Origin of the sequence: Clostridium sp. C2-6-12 (assembly GCF_009928485.1) — a bacterium.
GTDB lineage: Bacteria > Bacillota > Clostridia > Clostridiales > Clostridiaceae > Clostridium.
In genome coordinates this window covers 24,193-45,754 of sequence record NZ_JAABNP010000011.1, presented here as the reverse complement: position 1 = coordinate 45,754, position 21,562 = coordinate 24,193, and the positions used below count along the sequence as shown (strand labels likewise).

General features: G+C 27.8%; 24 protein-coding genes. 3 read left to right on the top strand and 21 right to left on the bottom strand.

Features of this window, described 5'->3' with window-relative positions; genetic code table 11:
• Positions 1 to 268 precede the first annotated feature (268 nt).
• The 10 genes from GXK56_RS10895 to GXK56_RS10850 all read right to left on the bottom strand — a co-directional run bounded on the left by GXK56_RS10895 (position 269) and on the right by GXK56_RS10850 (position 9,172).
• On the bottom strand, positions 269 to 682 hold the full coding sequence (locus GXK56_RS10895) for a hypothetical protein (RefSeq protein WP_160687495.1): 414 nt from the start codon (positions 680 to 682) through the stop codon (positions 269 to 271).
• Positions 682 to 2,529, bottom strand: a complete 1,848-nt coding sequence (locus GXK56_RS10890) for a DEAD/DEAH box helicase family protein (RefSeq protein ID WP_160687494.1) — start codon at positions 2,527 to 2,529, stop codon at positions 682 to 684. Before GXK56_RS10890 ends, GXK56_RS10895 begins: the two co-directional genes overlap by 1 nt.
• A 247-nt stretch (positions 2,530 to 2,776) precedes the next feature.
• Entirely contained in the window at positions 2,777 to 3,748 is a 972-nt protein-coding gene (locus tag GXK56_RS10885; protein WP_160687493.1) for a toll/interleukin-1 receptor domain-containing protein, read from the bottom strand.
• Between the two features lie 158 nt (positions 3,749 to 3,906).
• Positions 3,907 to 4,578: a hypothetical protein gene (locus GXK56_RS10880; protein WP_160687492.1), complete on the bottom strand. Its 672-nt coding sequence runs from the start codon at positions 4,576 to 4,578 to the stop codon at positions 3,907 to 3,909.
• 44 nt (positions 4,579 to 4,622) lie between these two features.
• The gene (locus tag GXK56_RS10875) at positions 4,623 to 5,075 is read right to left on the bottom strand and encodes a hypothetical protein (protein WP_243156081.1); all 453 of its coding nucleotides are present in this window, start codon (positions 5,073 to 5,075) and stop codon (positions 4,623 to 4,625) included.
• A 122-nt stretch (positions 5,076 to 5,197) separates the two neighbouring features.
• Positions 5,198 to 6,010, bottom strand: coding sequence for an N-acetylmuramoyl-L-alanine amidase family protein (locus GXK56_RS10870; protein ID WP_160687490.1), 813 nt, complete (start codon positions 6,008 to 6,010; stop codon positions 5,198 to 5,200).
• A 132-nt stretch (positions 6,011 to 6,142) separates the two neighbouring features.
• Positions 6,143 to 6,688, bottom strand: a complete 546-nt coding sequence (locus GXK56_RS10865) for a hypothetical protein (protein ID WP_160687489.1) — start codon at positions 6,686 to 6,688, stop codon at positions 6,143 to 6,145.
• Between the two features lie 450 nt (positions 6,689 to 7,138).
• The gene (locus tag GXK56_RS10860; protein WP_160687488.1) at positions 7,139 to 7,744 is read right to left on the bottom strand and encodes a hypothetical protein; all 606 of its coding nucleotides are present in this window, start codon (positions 7,742 to 7,744) and stop codon (positions 7,139 to 7,141) included.
• 156 nt (positions 7,745 to 7,900) lie between these two features.
• Positions 7,901 to 8,500: a recombinase family protein gene (locus GXK56_RS10855; RefSeq protein WP_160687487.1), complete on the bottom strand. Its 600-nt coding sequence runs from the start codon at positions 8,498 to 8,500 to the stop codon at positions 7,901 to 7,903.
• 231 nt (positions 8,501 to 8,731) lie between these two features.
• Positions 8,732 to 9,172 (bottom strand): hypothetical protein, encoded by a 441-nt coding sequence (locus GXK56_RS10850; RefSeq protein WP_160687486.1) that lies wholly within the window; start codon positions 9,170 to 9,172, stop codon positions 8,732 to 8,734.
• A 461-nt stretch (positions 9,173 to 9,633) separates the two neighbouring features.
• On the opposite strand from GXK56_RS10850, the gene GXK56_RS10845 reads away from it, so the two are divergent.
• Positions 9,634 to 10,545 (top strand): hypothetical protein, encoded by a 912-nt coding sequence (locus GXK56_RS10845; RefSeq protein WP_160687485.1) that lies wholly within the window; start codon positions 9,634 to 9,636, stop codon positions 10,543 to 10,545.
• 2,164 nt (positions 10,546 to 12,709) lie between these two features.
• On the opposite strand, the gene GXK56_RS10840 is transcribed toward GXK56_RS10845, so the two are convergent.
• From GXK56_RS10840 to GXK56_RS10790, 11 genes are all read right to left on the bottom strand, one after another.
• A complete protein-coding gene (locus GXK56_RS10840) occupies positions 12,710 to 12,868 on the bottom strand; it encodes a hypothetical protein (RefSeq protein WP_160687484.1) in 159 nt (52 codons plus the stop codon).
• Positions 12,869 to 12,922: 54 nt separating this feature from the next.
• On the bottom strand, positions 12,923 to 13,117 hold the full coding sequence (locus GXK56_RS10835) for a hypothetical protein (RefSeq protein ID WP_160687483.1): 195 nt from the start codon (positions 13,115 to 13,117) through the stop codon (positions 12,923 to 12,925).
• Between the two features lie 265 nt (positions 13,118 to 13,382).
• The gene (locus tag GXK56_RS10830; RefSeq protein ID WP_207710263.1) at positions 13,383 to 13,937 is read right to left on the bottom strand and encodes a hypothetical protein; all 555 of its coding nucleotides are present in this window, start codon (positions 13,935 to 13,937) and stop codon (positions 13,383 to 13,385) included.
• 128 nt (positions 13,938 to 14,065) lie between these two features.
• Positions 14,066 to 14,212: a hypothetical protein gene (locus GXK56_RS10825; RefSeq protein ID WP_160687481.1), complete on the bottom strand. Its 147-nt coding sequence runs from the start codon at positions 14,210 to 14,212 to the stop codon at positions 14,066 to 14,068.
• Positions 14,213 to 14,231: 19 nt separating this feature from the next.
• Positions 14,232 to 16,010, bottom strand: a complete 1,779-nt coding sequence (locus tag GXK56_RS10820) for a phage tail protein (protein ID WP_160687480.1) — start codon at positions 16,008 to 16,010, stop codon at positions 14,232 to 14,234.
• Positions 16,007 to 16,405, bottom strand: a complete 399-nt coding sequence (locus tag GXK56_RS10815) for a hypothetical protein (protein ID WP_202127864.1) — start codon at positions 16,403 to 16,405, stop codon at positions 16,007 to 16,009. The genes GXK56_RS10820 and GXK56_RS10815 overlap by 4 nt, the downstream gene beginning before the upstream one ends.
• A gap of 105 nt (positions 16,406 to 16,510) precedes the next feature.
• Positions 16,511 to 16,651: a hypothetical protein gene (locus GXK56_RS10810; protein WP_160687479.1), complete on the bottom strand. Its 141-nt coding sequence runs from the start codon at positions 16,649 to 16,651 to the stop codon at positions 16,511 to 16,513.
• Between the two features lie 8 nt (positions 16,652 to 16,659).
• A complete protein-coding gene (locus GXK56_RS10805) occupies positions 16,660 to 17,946 on the bottom strand; it encodes a DnaB-like helicase C-terminal domain-containing protein (RefSeq protein ID WP_160687478.1) in 1,287 nt (428 codons plus the stop codon).
• 10 nt (positions 17,947 to 17,956) lie between these two features.
• A complete protein-coding gene (locus GXK56_RS10800; protein ID WP_160687477.1) occupies positions 17,957 to 18,754 on the bottom strand; it encodes a hypothetical protein in 798 nt (265 codons plus the stop codon).
• 125 nt (positions 18,755 to 18,879) lie between these two features.
• A complete protein-coding gene (locus tag GXK56_RS10795; RefSeq protein ID WP_160687476.1) occupies positions 18,880 to 19,179 on the bottom strand; it encodes a helix-turn-helix domain-containing protein in 300 nt (99 codons plus the stop codon).
• A gap of 134 nt (positions 19,180 to 19,313) precedes the next feature.
• Complete coding sequence (locus tag GXK56_RS10790; RefSeq protein WP_160687475.1) at positions 19,314 to 19,514, bottom strand: helix-turn-helix transcriptional regulator; 201 nt, start codon at positions 19,512 to 19,514, stop codon at positions 19,314 to 19,316.
• A 201-nt stretch (positions 19,515 to 19,715) separates the two neighbouring features.
• On the opposite strand from GXK56_RS10790, the gene GXK56_RS10785 reads away from it, so the two are divergent.
• Positions 19,716 to 20,171 (top strand): helix-turn-helix transcriptional regulator, encoded by a 456-nt coding sequence (locus GXK56_RS10785; RefSeq protein ID WP_160687474.1) that lies wholly within the window; start codon positions 19,716 to 19,718, stop codon positions 20,169 to 20,171.
• A gap of 49 nt (positions 20,172 to 20,220) precedes the next feature.
• Positions 20,221 to 21,375, top strand: coding sequence for a site-specific integrase (locus tag GXK56_RS10780; protein WP_160687473.1), 1,155 nt, complete (start codon positions 20,221 to 20,223; stop codon positions 21,373 to 21,375).
• The last annotated feature ends 187 nt before the right edge of the window (positions 21,376 to 21,562 follow it).

Genomic DNA, 21,562 nt, shown 5'->3' with positions numbered 1-21,562 from the left:
ATTTTAGATGTCTGTATCTTCTAAAATCTTTCGAAATCTCTTGAAATCTTTTAAATCAGAATTTAATTTTAACTATTATGTATTAAAATTCCATAAAACTCATTGCTAAGTCATATAACATTCTTTCTTATTTCTATTGTTTGCGTATTCAATATTTTCATGCTACAAAACATATTTATATATACTAAATTCTTTTTAATCTTTTATATTTAATATTACTTGTTATAAACTAAAGCAGCAACGAATATTCTTCATTACTGCTTTATTCCTATGCAATTTTTTCTTTTGATTGTATAATTTTTTTTATTTCTTCTGGAAAAGTATTTAATACTTTTTGTACTTTATTTTCACTATAATTAATCCTTAAAAATTCGCATAAATCATTAATCAATTCTTGTAGTTTTAATTTTCTGTCCCAAAGAATTGTTGTCTTCAAGTCTAAAATTTCTTCTATTCTTATTAATATTTTGTCACTATTATAAATGTAATTCATTTTTATTTCACTATTATTCTCCACGAAAGTTAAACTACAAATAATGCTGTCCTCAACACGACCAATATTTATGGTTTTATATAGGTCATTCCATATGTTTTCCGTTAACTCTTCTGGTTGAACACCTTTTTCAAGCATCAAATTAATTATTTGGCTTTTTTTGTAATCCAAAACAGCTTTAATATCCATTAAATCATTCTCCTTAATTCTTGGACAACCTCTTCCATGTATTTTTGTGACAAATATAACATTTCAGGTTCTCTATCCTTTACAGGTCCAAATTTTTTACTTATGCGTGTATTAATATATCTAACTAATATTCCATCATTATTAGTTTGATATGGTAATTTATATATTAAATCTTTAAATTTATAATACAAAGAATTACTCTTAGGGTCAATATTTTTTTCGTTCAATAAATCTTGAGCTGCCTCATTAGCATTTTTATACAAAAATTCTTTTGCTTGCTTTCGTGCTAATTCTGGTCTTTTGGAAATTAGCAGTTGATCTACCTCATCCTTCTTCCCCTTCATAGCTTTCTTCTCATATATATTTAGGAACATTTCAATATCTTCATCACTAAGACCTTTACTTTTTAATTCTTGCTTTTTATCATTTACTTGATTTGCTACATTACTTCTAGCATCTTCATATAATCTATTAAAATCAAAATCCTTTAAATATGAATCTTCACTACTTATAAAGGTATCGTCTAACTCTATGCGAGCATAATCAATCTTCCTTTCAACATACTCTCTATCTGTAAAAGTATATTCTTTAATTGGGATCCGTTTACTTTTCTCTATTTCATTAGAAAATTTATCCCACATAATATTTAATCCTATTTCTTCATGATAGATTACAACTGCATTATTATCTATTGCAAAATCTTTTATTTCATTATCTGGGATTGCTCTTAGAACCCTTCCAACAATTTGTGCAAAAGCATTTAAACTTCGATATGGTCTAAATAAAGCCAATACAGTTAAATACTTGTGATCGTATCCTTCCATTAGCATATTTACAGAAATTACGACCTCACACTTATTGTTATCAATTTTTAAGAAAGCATTATCTATATCTTCTTTCGACATGCTACTATGAACTATAACTGATGTTAGTCCTTCATTATCATAGAATTTTTTTAGATCCTCTGCATGCTTAATACTACAACCTATAGCCAGAATTTTATGTGGTACATCAGATGATATCTCTTTCAATTCCTTAAGGTTTTTAATGCTCTCCTTTATTACTTCTAATGTACACGCTTCTGACAGAGCCACGGACTTTTCAACCCATTCTTTATCTTTAAGTTCAAGTATTTCTTCTTTTGAATATTTGTGAGAATGTCCCGGCATAGTAAAATACAATTCTGAATTATTTACGGTCTTTTTTCTTAGCCATTTTACATATTTTAATGCCATAACTTCAGACAACTTTGTTTCATGTATCAATTCTCCCGGTAATGGTTCTTTATCTCCTCTGTATGGAGTTCCAGTTAAATATAATTTCTTCGCATCTTTAAAATATGATAATACTTCTACCCATGTTTTTGCAGGGGCATGATGTGCTTCATCTACTATAATCATATCAAAAAAATCTGGTGAAACCCTATTTATAAGTGATTTCTTATTTTCAGAGTATAATTTATGTATATTAGTAATAACAAAATTACATTTTCTTAGACTACTATCTAGCATATCACTTGAATATTCTTCTACTATCGGCATATCTTCTGGATCAAATATCACATCATAATTAACCCAAAAATTTTCTTCCATCGGATGTAAACTTTTAACTACACTATCCTTTGTAACTATTCCTGGTGTAATAATTAATACTCGTCCTTTTGAAACTTCAAATGGTGCTATAGAAATAAGTCCACTTTTTCCAGTACCAGTCGGAAGAACCACTAACGCTTCACCATTAGCATTAATATTCATATAATCCCTTATCTTTATATAGGCCTCTATTTGTGGCTGTCTAAGTTTTTTATTTCCTTCAATAAATGTTTTTGTGTCAAAAAAATATCCCATATTTCCCCCTTATTAAAACATAATTCAATTTATCATATAATAGATGTATGTTAATTGATTTCTATTATAACTAAGAACTCATTATTGATTGGTAGTCGTATGAGTTCTTTTATTTGGTTATATTTACATATTACTACATCTTGGGTATATTTTCCACAAAATAAAAGATACAAGAAAGTAACTCTCATACCACAAAATCATTTAAAATATTAATACATCTTTCTCACATAAATATTTATTGTTTTTCCTATTCATCGTTATCTTCATTATTCTTATTATCATCTTCTTTTTCTTCATGAATTTCTTCGTCTGCTATAATTAATAATGTACTATCTAATTTACTAGTATCTGGCTCAAATTTCTCGTATAATTGTTTTATATTATTAAATTCTTTGACACTAATCAGATTTAATGGTACATCTTCATAATAAACATTATCATACATTGAAAACATATTTATAATTCTATATATACATTCTTTTTTTGTATTATTATAGTTTTTCCCTAATATACTTTCTAAATATATTGTTGCATTTTTAATTTCAATTAGAGCTTCTCTTTGAGGATTCATATTATATTTATATATATCTACTAATTCTTCATATGATGTATTATCAACTTCTTTATATACTTGATGAATTAGTCTCAAAATAATCATTGTATCTAATGATAACTTATCGTATCGTTTTTTCTTATTTTTCATTTTTTCCATCATAACCTTATATATTTCACTAGGGTTTACATTTCCTATAAAACTATCCTTATACAATCTTTTAGTCATATATAATCGATTTAGCATTGCATGTATATCTGGTCTAATAACCTCTATTATTGACTCTGTAATTTCATCCAAACTCATTTTCCTACTATCCAATGCCATTTTATCAGCCAAATAATAATTGTACTTCTTAACCTCTTCTTCATTAACATTATACCATATTGGCAAAATAATTTTTCTACTCCCAATTTCTTTATTTAGCAATGATGTCAATTCAAATTCAGTATAATTTTTTCCCATAAACGCTTTACTTATAATAATTACACCATAACTTGATTCCTTTAAACCTTCGTTTATACTTTTTGATAAGCTATCTCCGATTTTTAATGTAAATTTATCAAACCATACTTCCACACCAAAATTTTTTAATCTTTCCACTAGCGGTATCACAAACTTTTCTTTATCTTCTGATGCATGTGATATAAACACATCCCATTTCATATTAACACCTCCAATTTTTTATTATAATTATTTCCAAGATGTTGAATAAATATAATCTGATATATTCTTTATATCTGTTTTTGATAATAGCCAAAATTTGAAAATACATAAAAAAACTATAATTTAGATATAATAGAAATATAAGGATATATTTTCTTTTACTTTTTCTTTCCCTCTTCATATATCAATAGAATTTTTAAGATTTCATGTAATTCTTTTTGCTTTGCATATTTACTTCCCGGATTTACCATCCTTAGTATATATATTATCCCTCCGATAATAGCAATTATTATGAGTATTTCTATTATAATAATTGCGTTGTTATTTTTTATCTCTATCTTGTTTAAATAATTGCTTACACCAAACATTAACCCAGAAGCACTTATAAAAGTTAATAATTTTATATAGTTATTAACTTCTCCATCTTTTATTCTATATAGCACTCCAGCTGTATCTTTAATTAATCTCTTTATTACAGGTATTGTCTTAATATTCTCTTCTTCTAATACCTCTCTTAATACACGTACGCATTTCTTATACTCATCTTGCTCAAATTTAGTATTATATATTAGTAGCATTGGCGGTACGACTTCGGCTATTAAACCAATTGCAGATACAACTGGACTATTTAAATATAATCCAACAAAATAAGATATTCCTCCAACAATTACAAAAGCAAAGTACAAAATCATCAATATTTTTCCAATTGCATTAAGATCGTTAATCTTATTAAAGTTTTTAAAACTATTCTTATCATCATCCGTATATCTTTCCTTATATTTTAATTTATATCTGTCATAAATATTCATTATCCAACCTTTATAATTCATTATTATATGTACCTCTTCTAAAAATTATAATATTGCCAAATAATTTAATCATCTTGATCAATTATTTCTGTTGGTATACATCGCTTAAACTGCAAACACCTTAAATCCCCACCAATTAAATCATTTATTTTCACTTTTGCTTTAAGTTCACATACCTCGGTTCTATCACTAAAATTTTCATTTCTAGCTTGTTCAATAGTCTTACAAAAAAACATTCCGCATTCTCTATTACACTCAATTTCTTGATTAATAATATATTCAATTCTATCTTTATTACGAAAACTGAAATATCTATTATTAATTTTTTCAACTACTTTATACACTATTAATTCTGTATTATCACAAGAAAGATTTCCGTCTGGAATCTTACCTACTTCTTTTTCCCATAGTACGTCTATTATCCTTAGGTCATTGACTATCAAATAATAGGTTTGATAACTACTACTATTTTTAAATCGAAGTTTCTTTTTATATATTCTAAATTTCTCATCATTCATATATTCTAAAACATTCATGCGCTCTACATCCCCTTTATATAAATTAATAAAAATTTGATAATAAAAAATATTAACTCTACTCTCGTATATTAAAAACACACAATATTAATTATTAAGATTTTCTATTTTTCTGGCGCCCTATATCCAGCTGCTTGTGCTTCCTCAACAGTTTTAAACCATCTTACAACGTTTTTAGTTCTACTGTAATATGTACTTCCTGGTATATGATATATATGATTTACACTTCCTTTTATAAGTCCATTACCATTTGAATCTATATATTGCTTACTTCCAGAATTAATATTTGTATTAGACTTAACATTCGAATTAGTATTTGTGCTTAAATTACCTGAACTCTTTTCTTGCATCGCTCCATTAGACGACAAATAACATCCATCTACCGTTGTATTAGTGACCATGGCTCCATCAGTATTTAGGTAGTACCAATTTCCATTACTTTGTTTCCATCCAATTTGCATTACTCCTGAGTTATCAAGATAATAATCTTTACCACCCTCCTTAACCCATCCCTTTTGCATTGCACCCAATGAATTCAAGTAATAATACTTATTATTGTCTTGTAACCATCCCGTCTTAGGAGTTCCATTATCATAATAATACCAATTTTCCTTCTCCTGTACCCAGCCCGATTTTTTTACTTCTTTTGTTGGTTCAGTTGAGTCATTTTTCTCTTGTACCTCTGCATGAGTAACAGTCTGAGTCTTATTATCTGCTACCGCTACAGTAGGCTTCGAAGAATTGTTCTGATTAAATATTCCTACTAATATAAATAGTATAATTGTTGCTGATCCAAAATACTTAAGGACATTTTTTCTAGTTCTATATTTCTCATGTTTCCAAAATATGATTTTTTGAGGCTTAACAATCCCTATAATAAGACAAATTAAACTCACTAAAAATAAAAATGATGTCATTAATTATTCCCCCCTTAATTCTATCAATTAATTAACAATTTCTACATATTTCTCAAAATACCTTTAAAATGTAAAAAAATATAAGGTATTGAATTAATTTCAACACCTTAAAATCTTCAAAAACTTATTATTTTAATCTTTATGCCTTGGTTTAGACTTCCATCTAGAACTAATATTACATCGTCTGCATATTTCATAGACTTCATCCCCAAAATTTGCTCTAGTTTTTTCTAAGTTTTCATCTCTTACATCTCTAACTTTATTTCTTGCCCAGCACTTGAAATAAGGTTTTTCATTTTCTTCGAGTTCATTCCCATTTCTTTTAAAATAACTATCTGGAATATTCTTAACATCTTTTAGTTTTAATTTCCTTATTGCTTCTAACATATTATTGCATAGTATCTTTGTTTTGAAATCACAATTATTGTATATAACTTTTAAAAGGTTGTAATTTGCATTAGAAAGATAATTATCAAATTTACATTTAACTGTCATCTTAACATTAAACCCTACATTATAATCTTCCGCTGCTAAAAGTATTGAATTAGTTTTATACATGTACACACATTTGAACTTTACACAATTATATTTGAATGTAAAAATTATTATGCTGGAGCAACTCTGTTCACATAAATTCTCCAAGTGCTTCATCTCTTCTGAAATATTAATTTTTGCCATAAGCAGGCCTCCTATTATTTTATTAGGTTATAAATAAAATTCCTGCTTTTAATAAATAAAACTAACTTCCTATATTATAGGCACTCTGAAATTAATTTCAAATAATAATAGTGTTTTTTACACTTTAATAAAAACTTTTTTTTAATTTATTGCTTATATACCGGGCCAGTATTATATAAGAAAGCGTTTCAGAAATTGCTTTTATTAATTCATATTTTATTCTGATTTTTTAACGTTTAAATTCTGATTTAAGAGCATCGTTGAGCATATTAGAGTATAATTCGCCATTTTATAGACTTAAGTTCCAATTTACTGCGATTCATACAAAAAGAGGTGAGAAATGCTCGAGCAGACTTGAGGTGCTTACCTATAAGGAAAGCGTTTTTTGAATTGCTTTTGTAGCATCTCTAAAAACTCCCACTAGTATATTGTGTTGTTCACATTAAATACCTATTCTTCTAAATACCATTTTCCTTCTTTAATAACTTGTCTTAAGTATTTATCACCTATATATCTTGATAATACTAGCATAATATTATCTAAATCTATGTATTCATTTTTTTTCATTTTAGCAAAATTTTCAGCAATAATATTATCATCAAAGCTAATCTCTTTATTAGTTAATATTTCATCAACTTTTGAATGCTCAACTCTACATTTCTCATCTGAATTAATTACCTCCATAAAACTTACTGGCTTTATTTCATCTACCTTAATGAATATTGTCTTAACAAGTTTTTTGCTAAATTCAACTGGGTTACCATTTTCCCAAATTATACATCCATCCAAAGTTGTTTTTACTTTTTCACTGCTAATATTACCATCTGAATACTTAATGTTAAATTCCGTTCCAGCAGGTGTAGCAAACATTTCCTCAGCTGTATATTCTAGTTTTTCAAATAATGATTTGTGATAAGGTTTCTTTATACCATCATCATTAAAAACCTTGTACCCTCTTCTATCAAAATCTTCCAACTTATACTTTTTCCCTTCTGTTAAATGATAATGCCCATTTACAGTATCTACACATTTTACTTTTACTACTTTTTTCTCCATTTTCTTATCCTCACAATTAACTATTTTTCTTTTAAATTTTCAACATAGAAATAAAGCTAGAATTAAATTACTAGCTTTATTATTAATTATGTATTACTAATTCTAATTCTTTAAACTAGGCAATACAAATACATCTTTAGCTTTATTAACTATATATCATCCTTCTAAAATAACTTTTAAATATTTATCTAAAGTTGGTCTACTTATATCACACATCTTTGCATAATCTGTTTTGTTTATTGATCCATCCTTAAGTAACTCATACATGTCTTTTACCTTTTGAGGCACTTTGTTAATGTCCAAAGCTGGTCTGCCAACAATCTTTCCTTTAGCCCTTGCATTTGCCACACCGCTTTTAACTCTTTGAGAAATCATATTTCTTTCAAGTTCTGAGAATACCCCCATCATTTTAAGCATACCTTCTGTCATTGGATCAAGTTCCTTTGTACAATCTACAATAAAATTTCCTAGTATTAATTTAATATGCTTATCTTTGGCGAACTCTATAATTTCGCATAGCTGCTTCGTGCTTCTTGTAATTCTTGATACTTCTGTTGCTGCTATTGTGTCACCTTCTTGCACTGTATTTAATAGCCTTTGTAATTCAACTCTATTGACCTTTGTACCGCTCTCATACTCTTTATAGATATATTTACTCTCTGTCACACCTAACGCCTTTAATTCTCTCTCCTGTCTTGTTATATCCTGTTTAGTTTCATTTGTGCTACATCTACAATACCCATATACATTATCCATTTTAAATACCCCTTTATTTGTAAACTTTATTCTTTTTATACGTTTTTGTTTACACTTATTATATATCGTTTTGGCTTATTTGTAAAATAAAACATTGTAAATTAAATCAACCATTTTATTAACGGTTTTAAGCCCATTGGAAGAGGTGTTTTAATTATAATTATTTTGTAAGCAAAAAGAATTGTTTTTCTTTACACTTTAATTATAAGATATACTATACGTTAACTGTTATTACTCTAATACTCTAATCTTGTTTAAATTTAATGCCCCAACTTCTTCATATATCCACCCAAATATAGCTTCTTTTGTTTCATTGCTAACTCTATAATAAATACTTGGATCAGATAATATATTAAAGCATTCTACAATAAACTTATCTAAATCAAGGTTTTTAAATCTCCTCTTATCATTGAACCCCTTTTTACTTCTTATATATCTTTCTATAGCTTGGTCCAAGTCGAATTCTTCATCACACTCATTATTTATTGCTTCAAAGTATTCTCCTTCAACTATACTAGGCAAGAAATCTTGAAATAATTCAAACATACCTATATCCTTTATCATGTAGTCACGAAATTTACTTACAGCATCTTTAACAGAACTTGCCTTAACTATAAACAAATCTTCTTCATATAATGAAATACCTTTATACTTTATTAAAAAATCTTTCATATAATCCTCCTTATGTGTATTTAAAATTATTACCTCTATATAATCATAATTTTCAAATTAAATCCATCTAATTTTTTTGCACTTCTCTAAATATGAATTAACGCAACTAATTGCAACTAGTTTATGGTTAGTTTATTTATTAAATTGCAAAAGAGTTACGATTTGTTGTTAAACAAATACATTATAAAGCTTATATAAGTCACTTAGAAGTCTATCAAATGCTTTCTTTTACTTTCTCTTTTCTTTAAATGTCCTCATTCCTATATTTATTTTAAAGTGGGAATATATTTTAATAGTGAACATAAAACACTAAATTTTTAAATGTTGATTTATAATAATTAAATTTGAAAAGCAGTTCCTTATTACAAAGTAAAATGCTTATAACAGTAAAATATTTTTTTATTTGACAATTATTCCATATATTATACAATTGTATTAAAATAATTCTTGGGGGGATAATAATGGTTTTACTATCATCGCTATTAATAATTCTAAGTATGCTCGGGGGATTTGTATGTTTTGCATTATTAATTATTAAGTTGTTCAAAAAAAATTTTAGACTTAGTTTAAAACAAATTTTAACAATATGGTTATTATGCATAGTTGTGTTTATAGGATCATTTGTAGTATATTCAGCAGTTTACAAACCAATTAATAAAAACAATACAGAAAGCTCCATTACTGTAAGAAGTGAAGATAAAAAGATAGAAGAAAAATCAAATATAAATGAACAATCAAAGAACGAGGTTGAACAAAAGAAATTAGATGATTATGTACAATTATTAGAAAGCGGTAAAACTTATGAAGATATGACTCCGCAGGAAAGAACTACAATATCTGAATTGTTAAAAACATGGGAAGAACAAGATTCTGATTTTCAGAGTAAATATAAGGACAAAAAAGATTTTGTAGAAAATAGTATGAATGAAGCTATTGCTAAATTGAAAACTAATAAAGAATCGGAAATAGATAATAAAAAATCAGATGAAATGCAAGCAGTTTCAAATGAGGACAATATTCCTAAGGCTGTTACATCAAACTACACAGCTAAATTTGGCAAAATTTTAGAAGCTAATAAATTAAATAATAAATTAACTATAAAATTTAAAATAAAACCTTCTGCGACTAATAAACTTACTATAGATCAAAATGGATTCAATGTTGAAGATTTAATAACAAGTCAAGGAGCAGATAAGTATGATGAAATAAACTATTGGGCGGTCGCAGATATGACAGATGGTTCTGAAAGTAAAGTTATTTCTTATACTTTAAATAAAGATTTGATTCAAAAAATTAAGGATAAAAAAGTATTTGGTCAACAAATAGATGATTTGGCTAGTAATGTTTGGATTTTACCAAGTTTAAAGAAGTAAAATACTATTAAAAAGCAAAGAGTAACTAATTTAAGCCAAGGGTTTCATCTTTGCTTTTACTTTTGAAAATTATATATAAGAGTCACCTTAAAATTTATGAGTACCTTTTGAAATAGTGAAATTATATTTTGCGAACTAATTTTATTTGATACAGGAAATTAACTATTTTACAAAGGTAATTTAATAAAATACCGTAATTGCTAATTAACACATATTAAACTTGATTAGTAGTTTTTTTAAATCATGTTAACTTCTTATGTTTTAAGCAATGCAGAAGACTTCGTTATTGTTTTTAACTAACATTTAAATTTATCTGTATCTATTTAAGTAATATTCGTAATGCTTTTAATATTATTTTAGTAATAAATTATCTATATATTATTTAATATCTAGTTTTGACAAGTGTTATATTAAATGATTGTAATTTTATACCATATACTTTATATCTAAATACATAAAACTAAGTCGTGCTTAAACATTAAACTGATAATTCCTTGAAGCATCACAACTATAATTCTTTTAAAATAATTGATTGATTTTCTAGAATTAATATTCATATAAATATCTTAACATTTCTTAACATTTTATCTGAGCAAATCTGAGCATATTATGCCTTAAAATGCCATACTTAATACTAGGTTCTTAAAGGCCTCTGCAAAATTGCAGACAGCTAATTTTATACTAACATTTCCTAACATTTTATTGGAGCAATATACCACAAAATACCACACTTTTACCTTAGCAAATCTTAGTATTTTTAAGCATATTATACCTTAAAATACCATACCTTTATTTTAGTATTTTTAAGTATATCACTTCCCTAAACTCCCATATTGTCCCATACTTTTATCTTAGGTTTTCTAAGGCTTTTGTTCCCTCATTTTCCATACTTCATACTAGGTTTTACTAGGGTGTAACTACTTTAAAACTCCCACGTTTTCCCACACTCTAACACTATCATTTACAAGCGTACAACATCGAGTACAACAATAGAGTACAACATTGAGTACTCCAATAAAGTACTCCGATAAACGCACACCTTTTGCAACATTTTGTATGCAACGTTTTGCACACCTTTTTTGCACACAAAATTTAAAAAACGTTCGCTAAAACGTTCGTTAAAACGTTCCGTATTTTTTTGGAACGTTACCTTTCAGCGTTACCATTAAACGTTCCTTTTAAAACTAATATTTAATACTAATTTTTAAATTAATATTTAAATTAATATTAGGTATTGGTTAAAGTTTTAATTTTTGATTTTAATTTTTCTATTGATAGCAGTCCCCAAATTTGGGTTTTGGTCTAAAACCTCTATATAACCTCTAATAGTTCTTAACAATTGATCTAGCGATTCACCTCTCATTACTGCGGTTAAATATATCAATACTTATTCTGCTTTCTTTTTTCTTGCTTCTTCCTGGGGCTTAGTTTGTTTATCTATATAAGCCTTAATTGTAGGTTTTTGTAGGTTCTTATCGCTGCTCAATTTTGAGTTTTGATCTATATATGATTTTATGTAAGGTTTAGTAAGGTTCTTGTAGCTTATCTCTAAATAAGTTTTAATGACTACTTTTGACTAGTATCTAAATATGTTTTAATTCTAGGATTTTCTAGGGTTTTAGATACTCCCCTTAATTTTAAGGTGATTACTTTGGTCTATATATGTTTTAATTGTAGTATTTTGTAGTAGTTTAGGCTCTGTATACTACCACCTTTGAATATAATAAAAAGGTACTTCATCAGATGAAATACCTTTCAATTTTTATTTACAAACGTACTCAAAAGTACACTTGCAACCTATAAACATAAAGAAATCTAACGACCCCAATTTTGGGTTGATTGATCTCTCAATGCTATATGTATATATATTAAATTACAATAGCGATATTTTCGTTTATGTAATGTTATCTTCCATAAGGATAAAAATTAATTCCATCTTGTATCATGAAAGGCTCATTTAAGCTTACAAATGTTTTTAAATCCTCTTTTTCTAGGTTGTAATGGATAAAATAGAACTGTCCTTTAATTTCATTTGCAAAGTTTTGTAGATGTAATTTAAGTTCTCTGGACTCTGCTTTAAATTGTTTAAAACCCCTTCATATAATGCATTTATTCCATTAAAACTTAAGTACACTTCACTAATATTCATTAATTACACCTATTCCTATTTTTTTCGTTTATTTTCCGCAGCCTTTAATTCTTCGACTTTTGCGTTCCAATATTTAGCCTGGTATATTTTATTATGTTCCTTGTGTTTACTATCCCATTCCCTTTTATACGCTCTCCTTGCTGCTCTTCCTTCGTCTGTTAATACTGTTGCCATATTTATTGACCTCCTGTTTTTATTCCCCCCTTTCTCAATACCCCTTTTAGTAGTTTAATAATAAATTACTATTTTTTCTCCCTTAATATCTTTAGCCTTAACAGCTTCTACCTCAGCTAAAAACTTTTTACTCCAATAACCTTCACGATACTTTTTGAATTTTTCAGGATTTGCCTGTCTATATTTTTTGAGATAGGCTCTTTGGGCTTTTAATCTTTCTTCTTTGGTCACTTCTCTAGCTTCCCTCATACTGCATCACCTCTCTTTCTTACTAATATATTTATTTTACATATTATTTATTTTTTATTTTAATTTTCCTCTTCACTTATATTTTAACATTTTAGCAAACGTACGTTCAACATAAAAAAATAACATTTCTTAATATATATAGTTAAAAATCATATTTTTCTAACTTTTTTACTGATAATATTTATTCTATATAATCTCATATACCACTTTTCCTTTTAATTCATTTGAGGCCACGGACTAATAAGTACGTAACCTCTTTACTTTTCTATTTTTCAGTTAATACTGGATGTTCGCCTTCACCTATTTTGTCTATTATCTTATATTCAGCATCCTTGTCTAATAACATAAATGCCACTGGACTTTCATCAGTACCGCTTGCTATATAAATTGTTAACATTGATCCTCCTGTCACATCATCTTCCATATATATTTTTTTATATGGTATTTGTATATTCTTATATTCTAAGAATGAAATACCACCATTACTAGATGCTCTAACCGCATATTCTTGTAATTCCTTATATATTGCTTTGTGGTTAACTTTTGTGCTAATTGGTCTCACATTATCATTTTCTTCAAGATCAATGCCAATTTCATCTAACAACCCAACTGTATTACTCCATTCATTTTGATAAAGGTCTATTGTATCCTGTAATGTTGCTTTTCTTGTAATTACTTCTTTTCCTGTAGTAATAGTAACTGTATCTCCTAATTTTGCATTTATAACTTCATCAAAGCTTTTTAATACTTCTTTCACTTCTGCCTTAAGTCTCTTAAATAATAATTTTGCTTCTTTATTCATAGCTTTTATTCCTTTCAATCTCTTTTAACAAATTAAATGCCTCTACATTGATTAATCTTTCTTTTTTGCTGCTTTTACATAAGCATATATTAATCTTAATATTTTAGGACTCTCAATGCTATTAACCAGTTCTATTATTTGTTGTTTCATTGAATAGCCCCACCTTTCTTCTTAATAATTAATTCAATATTATTTAATGAATTTTCCCATTCCTCTATTAAATCTCCCTTATCTTTTTTTATATCAAGTATTTTTTTTGCTAATTCAATCTCCATTTTTTTAAATTCTTCCATTCTCAAACCCTCCAATAGTTTATATTAATCCTTGGCTTTCTAACATCTTATAGCATAGTGTGTTTACATAGTTTTCTAAATCGTAGCCGCCTTGATCATTATGAGTAATATAAAAGTCTTTTTCATCTATTGCCAATTGACCTACGCCTAATTTTTGCAGCCACACCTCTTCCATACCCATGAGAGAACGATAAAAGGCACTTCCTTTGACATACGCTTCATTACTTAAACTCAAATCTCTTACCCCTGTTACATTGTCTAAATTAACTCTAAAAACTATATTTCCGTTATTATCCCTAACAGTAAAAGCACCATTCCCCACGCTTAAGCCATCACCATTAAGTGTAACTGTATGATTAGTTCCATCAAATACCGCCATCAATATTTCATTAAAATGTTGCTTTATCATAGATCCAAACTCGTCCTTTTTAACTGTGCTTAATATCTCTTTTTCTGTTAATTCAATTCTTGCACCCATTGAATCATCAGCCTTTTTTACTTCTAATAAAATCCCTGTTGCAGTTTCTCCAATATATTTAATTAAACCTTGCTTTGTATCATCAGTATACTTTTTAACTTGCTTGATTTTCTTCTTATTGTCATTGTGCTTGTTATTTAATTCAATAGCTGCCACCTCTGAATCTGTTATTGCATCAAGCATAGATTTCTTTTTTCTATCTCCGATTGTGACCTCTATAATTTTGCCCCTTTCATTGTTTAGGTTTGGATTAAATTTAATCTGCACAACTCTTCCCATAGCTGTGATATTAGCTTTTTCATATTCTATGGTTACATTGTTTCCTATCTCGCATTTTTCAGTAAACAAACCACTATATTTTTTATATTCTTCTGTGTTTGTTAATTGAATAAAATTAACTATATTATTGATTGGAAGCTTGTCTATTCCATCAGCAAACTTTTTAGCGGCTCTTTCTCTAAGTTGTGCATATACTATGTCAATTGCTTCCGCAGAACCATCAACCGCAGTTACATCATCACAAACTATTACTTTATAATAATTGCCTAAGGTTGCTGCATTTGGTGAATAGATCACTTCATTGTTAGGAAGATAAATACCGTCACTAGACTTCATTATCAAAGCGGTAGCAAAGTTATCATTATCCATATCGCTTATTTCCTGTTGCAATTCTTGAAGGTTTTTACCACTTTTTATTATAAAGTTGTGGTCCGCCCCTCTTTCATCTACCATGTTAATTTCAAAGTTGTTGTATACAATCTCTCCACCATATGCAGATTGAACGCTTTGTTTATCACCTAGAAAAGCCTTTAGCGGTGACATGTAATCTGTATCTAAATAGTTAATAACCGCTCCTGTTTCCTCTTCTAAACCTAGATTAATATTTGTATTGGTGTTTGTATCTAAATTACCCGCATGAAATCCATGAGGCTCTATACATGAATCAAGTATTTTTTGAATAGCCTGTTTTCTTGTGCTTCCAGCTGGAACTCTGCACCCCATAATAAAGTTTTTACTTAATTTAGCCCTTCCTATGGCTTGTGCATAGACTTTTACTATTTTTTCACCCTTCTTGATTGAATAATTAACTGTTCTTATTTCAAAAAGTTGGTCACCTCTTGGATCCCATTCATAAATATTTGATTTTATTATGTTACCCTTAACTAAATATTGACTTAAATTTTTCCTATCATTTAGTGGGTATTCTAATTCCATATCAAAAATACTATCAACACTTTCTACTATTTCAACTTTCGCATCAGATAAAACCCATTTATTATGTTCAAAATTTGTTTCCTTAGCATCAAATAATCTAATCAATTGTTATACCTCCCATTTAATTCATTAATATTTTTATTACACAAGTCTTTTATTCTTTCTAAATCCTTACACAATGCACTAATTGTATTATTGCATTTATCTAGTTTTAGTGTACTTTCTTCATCATCTTTTAACCCAATATAGCCTGTAACAGCATCATCTTCATTCTTTAATGAATAACACCACTTAAAAGATCCTAATATATTTGCTGGTCTTTTTACCTTGGTTAATTTATCTTTATATACACCAACTATCCCGCCAGTAAAAAATATTTCTAGTTCGCCATCATCATAACTTACAATATTGTATACTTTGGCATTTACCATCAGGTTGGATTTATAATAATAAAATATGCCTTGTTTTAACTGCTCTTTTAATTCTTCAATATTATTCATAACAAAAGCCTCCCTTAATTTTCTTGACTTTTTAGAGTTACCGTTATACTCTTAAATTGCGAGTTCAAGGGTTATAACAGTAACTCTTTGTGATGGATATATAATTTATTCATCACTTTTTTTATTTTTTAGTGCTACAGTTATTAATGCTTTATTGTAGATATACAATCCTTCCCATGTTGGATTTATTTCTCTTTCCAATGACCCAATAATATAAGCTTCTAATACTGAAAATTTAACTATCATATTCACCTCTATAACTGTTGAATTAATTCTTGAGTTACCAAGTTATATTCAAATTCTATTTTTCCAGTTTGTCCATTTCTATTTTTTTCAAAAGAAACTTCTAATATATCATTCTTTTTCGTCTTGTCCTTATAATATCCATCTCTATATAGGAATCCAATAATATCGGCATCTTCTTCTATTGTTCCAGTATCTCTTAGATCTGACATCATTGGATGTTTATCCTGTCTTTGTTCTACAGCCCTGCTAAGCTGACATAAGGCAATCAAGCAAATATCTAATTTTCTAGCCATATTTTTCAAACTACTTGAAATTGTACTCATCTGTTCATACTTCGACCCTTTGGTTTCGGGGGTTATTTTCCCAATATGATCTATAACAATACAATCTAAACCATGCTTAACTTTTATTTCTTTAGCTTTTAACATTATTTTAGATATAGTTGCAATTCCAGGAGAATAGAAAAATAGATTTTTCTTTTGTGATATTTCAGCTGTTGAGTTTAATAAATTTTCCCACTGTTTTTCATCTAATCGCCCTTTTCCAACTCTATTGTTGCTAATTCCTGTATCTGTAGCTAGCATTCTTTGAGCCATTCCCTCCAGTGTCATATCTAATTGAATATATAAAACATTGCATTTGATATTTCTTATAACTTCTATTGAAAATGCAGTCTTACCCATAGATGGTCTAGCACCAAATACAATCATAGATTGCTTTTCCAAACCGTTAATTGCAGCATCTAAAATTTGAATTCCTGTTGATATACCGGTTATCCCATCTTTAGACTTACTGGCCTTTTCTATCTTCTTAATTGCATTCTCTAAAACATCAGAAATACTATAATAGTTATCCTTTGAATCCAAAGAATTTATTTCCATCAAAGCATCTTGTAACTTTGAGACCTTCATCTCAACACTATCTCTACTTTTAGCAATTTCACTACATATTTTATTCAACTTTCTTTGCTTGCTACATTCCAGAATCACATTTAAATGACTTTCAAATGTAGCGTATGCAGTATGTTCTGCTATTTGGGTTATTTCTGTTATTGTAATCACTTTATTTTGAATATGTTCCATTAAGTTATTAATTAATATTTGTATGTCAAAACTTATATCTTTTTTATAAAGTGTTATCATTGTTTTAAAAATAACTCTATGGCTTGTCCTGTAAAAATCATCTTCTTTAAGAATATTGATAGCTTCTAAAATGTATTTATTCTCTCCAAGAATTGTCCCTAGCAAATATAACTCACTATTAATTACTCTTTCTGAAATCTCTGCATCCTCCATTGGAATCCTCCTACTCTTCATCAAAATTAGTTGTTGTATTTTCATTAATTAGTTCATTTTGTTGGGCATCCTGATAGTTATTATCCAAATAATCTTCATATCTTCCATTAAAGAATGTAGAGCCATTAAGAATATATTGTTTATCTCTATCTTTAACTTCATATGAATATCGTTTAATACATCTCATTAATTCTTCTTTACTATATTGATTTAATAACTTTGGAATTTTCCTAAATGCTACTACTTTACCTTTTTTATTAGGATATAGTTTCCATACTTCTTCATAGTCACTTGAACTATATATATTAATATTATTTATATTAGTATTATTAAGCTTGCGATTTTCCAAATTAGGATAATCCAAATTAGGGTAATCCAAATTTGATTTTTCGGAATTAGGATTAACTACTTTTACTTCAATACATTCACCCTGTTTTTGTTTTTCCAAATTAGGTTTTTCTAAATTAGGGTTAACTTCCTCCATTTTGCGATTTTCCAAATTAGGATAATCACAATTAGGCATTTCATAGAATATATAAATTGAATTTCCTAATCTACCTTTAGAATCAATTTCTCGAGTTCTTTTTAGATAACCATTAGTTATTAATTCTTTTATATATCCTCGTATCTTTGCTTTTTTATCTACTTTAGTTATGAAATAATCTTCACCAGTAAAAACCCAATTGTCATAATGAGTTAATACATGTGACATAAGTCCTCTTGCTCCATAACTTAATTTTTGATCATTTAGTACATTATTTAAAATCATTGTGAAATTTTGTTTATGTTCCGCTCTATATATTGGCACTATATCACCTGCTAACTAAACGCTTTTTTAAAAAACATCATTCCTTTAAATGATGGCTGCTTATTGAATTCCTTACAGATAACAATATATTGATCAATTAACTTTAAACTCATATTTACTCACCTCTACATTTCAATGATATGATTTAAACTACTGGCCACACTTTTGAACGCTTGTATTTGTGTTTCTAATGACCTTACTTTGCCCCTGAGTTCTGCTATTTCTAAGTCCTTCTTTAGGCTTTCATCAGTTGTGGTAATTCCTAAATATTTATCAACTTCCTTTCTAGGAATTAGCCATGTAGTTCCACTTTTTCTAGCATCAATATTTCCTTTGTTTATCTCTAATCTTACAGTTGCTTCTGGCTTTCCAATTATTTGAGCAAATTCTGATACTCTATAAACATATTTCTCTTTTTGTTCCATCTACTTACCTCCACATATTTTATATAAGCATTGCACCTATTCTAGATGTGATATTTTTAGATATGCATATTTTCTTAATTCATCCATAGCTTAACTGGATTTTTATATAAAAATAGATCTAATAAAAATATTTTTTATTTATCTTCATCTAAATAAAACAATTCTTCTAACGGAACGCAAAAATATTTTGATAATTTAAGAGCATATTCTACATTCGGAATATTTTTCCCGTTTATAGTTTGGTATAAAGTAGTTCTACCTATTCCTGTTTCTTTTGATATTTCCTCAATAGAAACGTTTTTTTCTTGTATTAAAGAGTTTAATTTATTTTTCACAAAACCCCTCCTTTCAAATTTATTGTACTTTATTCTGAATGCAAAACAAAAGCGTTCAATATGCCGAATTTGTTGTTTTTAACAAAATTATGTTTATTTTTCTTTAATATCCTATGTTTTTCTCTGTTTATCACTTTATTTATTTTTTTGTTTACTTTTCCGAATATTGAACTATAATAATATTATTAGGAGGTTTTAATTATGAATGATTTAGGTGAAAGAATAAAAAAATTACGAACTGAAAAAGGCTGGTCTTTAGATGATTTAGCATTAAAAAGCAGTGTTCCTAAAACTACAATATGGGGAATAGAAAAGGGATCTAAGCCGTCTTATGATAAAGTTGAAAATATTGCAAAAGCTTTTAAAATAGATGTGCATGAATTAATGGGGAAGCATAATGCTCTAGTATCTGATGCCTCTACAGGCAACATTGAAATAATAGATACTAAACAAAGAGCACTACAAGCTGTACGGGATATTTTATCTTATGCAATACATGAGGATAAGATTGACAATTATACTTTACTTGATAAAGAAACTGAACTTATTTTAGAAGCTACTGCTAATAATATAGTTTCTATGGTTGATATGATTAACCATATTCCATTTGCAGAAAGAGCAAAAATATATTGTGATTTTGAGATGGAAAATGAATAATTCCCATCAGCATTTATGAAATACTCCATTATGTTTAGGAGGAGAATCAATGGCAAGTTATAAGCAATTATCAAAATATAACTGGAAGGTAGATATTCCTTTAGGTTATGAAAATGGTAAAAGAAAAAGAGTTATAAAACAAGGATTTAAAACTAAAAAAGATGCTGAAAAATTTGCTACAGAAACATTAGCACAAAAAAATAGAGGGTATGTTGCCTCTACAGAGAGCAATGTACTTTTAAAAGATTTTATAAATAAATGGTTTAATGAATATAAGGTAAATACAATTAGCACTAATACCATAACTAATTATAGATCAAGAATAGATACTCATATAATCCCTAAACTAGGTCATTACAGACTAAATAAAATTACTAATATAATTGTTCAAGATTTTTATAATAGCCTTATTAATGAAGGTGCTAAGGCTTCTAGTGCTAAAAAGATTATTGAAACACTAAATAACTGTTTAAAATATGCACAAAAAAATAAACTTATCTATAACTTACCAACAGATATTGAAAGAGTTAAAATTGAAAAACCTAAAGTTGAATTTTGGAGCAAAGATGAAATTGACTTTTTCCTAAGCGAAATAGAAGACACCTATCTTTATACTCCAGTTTTAATTGAATTATTTACAGGGCTAAGGATTGGTGAATTGTGTGGACTACGTTGGTGTGATATTAATTTTAAAACAAAATATTTAAATGTTATACACCAGGTTGTATATGATAGAAACACTAAGGAATTAGTATTTACAGATAAGTTGAAGACACCAACAAGTTACAGAAAAATGAGTTTACCAGAAATATTAATTGATCACTTACAAAGTATCAAAGGAGAGGCTCTTAAAACAGATTTTGTTGTATTAAGCCGTGAAGGTTCTATGTGTAACCCTAGAAACCTATCAATGAATTTTACTGGTGAGATTTCAAAATATAAAGATTCATTAAATGATAAAATGAAATCACAGCCTAATAAGGATTTAGGAAATTATAGGGCCTTAAAACAAATAACATTTCATGCCCTCAGGCATACTCATGCTACTTTATTAATATTTAATGGTGAAAACATTAAGGTTGTATCTGAAAGGCTTGGACATAAAAGCATATCTGAAACTTTAGATACTTATACTCATGTTATGGATGATATGAGAGATAATACTGCAGCATTACTTGATAATATATTTAAATATAAACCTTGAAGTATTTTAATAAGCAATGTTATGATTTCACTTAATGAAATATATTGCTAAGATAAAATACGAATACGGTGACCACAAGGTGACTATTTTCCAATTTGAAAGTTAAAGCTACGTTATTTTATAAAATACATTTATACTCTAAACCATAGTTATATTAATACTTTATTGGATATTATAAAATATTATA

What these genes read in the sequence shown, in the direction of transcription:
- GXK56_RS10895 (WP_160687495.1), bottom strand. Translation starts at nt 682, where the DNA reads ATGGATATTAAAGCTGTTTTGGATTACAAAAAAAGCCAAATAATTAAT.
- GXK56_RS10890 (WP_160687494.1), bottom strand. Translation starts at nt 2,529, where the DNA reads ATGGGATATTTTTTTGACACAAAAACATTTATTGAAGGAAATAAAAAA.
- GXK56_RS10885 (WP_160687493.1), bottom strand. Translation starts at nt 3,748, where the DNA reads ATGAAATGGGATGTGTTTATATCACATGCATCAGAAGATAAAGAAAAG.
- GXK56_RS10880 (WP_160687492.1), bottom strand. Translation starts at nt 4,578, where the DNA reads ATGAATTATAAAGGTTGGATAATGAATATTTATGACAGATATAAATTA.
- GXK56_RS10875 (WP_243156081.1), bottom strand. Translation starts at nt 5,075, where the DNA reads ATGAATGATGAGAAATTTAGAATATATAAAAAGAAACTTCGATTTAAA.
- GXK56_RS10870 (WP_160687490.1), bottom strand. Translation starts at nt 6,010, where the DNA reads ATGACATCATTTTTATTTTTAGTGAGTTTAATTTGTCTTATTATAGGG.
- GXK56_RS10865 (WP_160687489.1), bottom strand. Translation starts at nt 6,688, where the DNA reads ATGGCAAAAATTAATATTTCAGAAGAGATGAAGCACTTGGAGAATTTA.
- GXK56_RS10860 (WP_160687488.1), bottom strand. Translation starts at nt 7,744, where the DNA reads ATGGAGAAAAAAGTAGTAAAAGTAAAATGTGTAGATACTGTAAATGGG.
- GXK56_RS10855 (WP_160687487.1), bottom strand. Translation starts at nt 8,500, where the DNA reads ATGGATAATGTATATGGGTATTGTAGATGTAGCACAAATGAAACTAAA.
- GXK56_RS10850 (WP_160687486.1), bottom strand. Translation starts at nt 9,172, where the DNA reads ATGAAAGATTTTTTAATAAAGTATAAAGGTATTTCATTATATGAAGAA.
- GXK56_RS10845 (WP_160687485.1), top strand. Translation starts at nt 9,634, where the DNA reads ATGGTTTTACTATCATCGCTATTAATAATTCTAAGTATGCTCGGGGGA.
- GXK56_RS10840 (WP_160687484.1), bottom strand. Translation starts at nt 12,868, where the DNA reads ATGGCAACAGTATTAACAGACGAAGGAAGAGCAGCAAGGAGAGCGTAT.
- GXK56_RS10835 (WP_160687483.1), bottom strand. Translation starts at nt 13,117, where the DNA reads ATGAGGGAAGCTAGAGAAGTGACCAAAGAAGAAAGATTAAAAGCCCAA.
- GXK56_RS10825 (WP_160687481.1), bottom strand. Translation starts at nt 14,212, where the DNA reads ATGGAAGAATTTAAAAAAATGGAGATTGAATTAGCAAAAAAAATACTT.
- GXK56_RS10815 (WP_202127864.1), bottom strand. Translation starts at nt 16,405, where the DNA reads ATGAATAATATTGAAGAATTAAAAGAGCAGTTAAAACAAGGCATATTT.
- GXK56_RS10810 (WP_160687479.1), bottom strand. Translation starts at nt 16,651, where the DNA reads ATGATAGTTAAATTTTCAGTATTAGAAGCTTATATTATTGGGTCATTG.
- GXK56_RS10805 (WP_160687478.1), bottom strand. Translation starts at nt 17,946, where the DNA reads ATGGAGGATGCAGAGATTTCAGAAAGAGTAATTAATAGTGAGTTATAT.
- GXK56_RS10795 (WP_160687476.1), bottom strand. Translation starts at nt 19,179, where the DNA reads ATGGAACAAAAAGAGAAATATGTTTATAGAGTATCAGAATTTGCTCAA.
- GXK56_RS10785 (WP_160687474.1), top strand. Translation starts at nt 19,716, where the DNA reads ATGAATGATTTAGGTGAAAGAATAAAAAAATTACGAACTGAAAAAGGC.
- GXK56_RS10780 (WP_160687473.1), top strand. Translation starts at nt 20,221, where the DNA reads ATGGCAAGTTATAAGCAATTATCAAAATATAACTGGAAGGTAGATATT.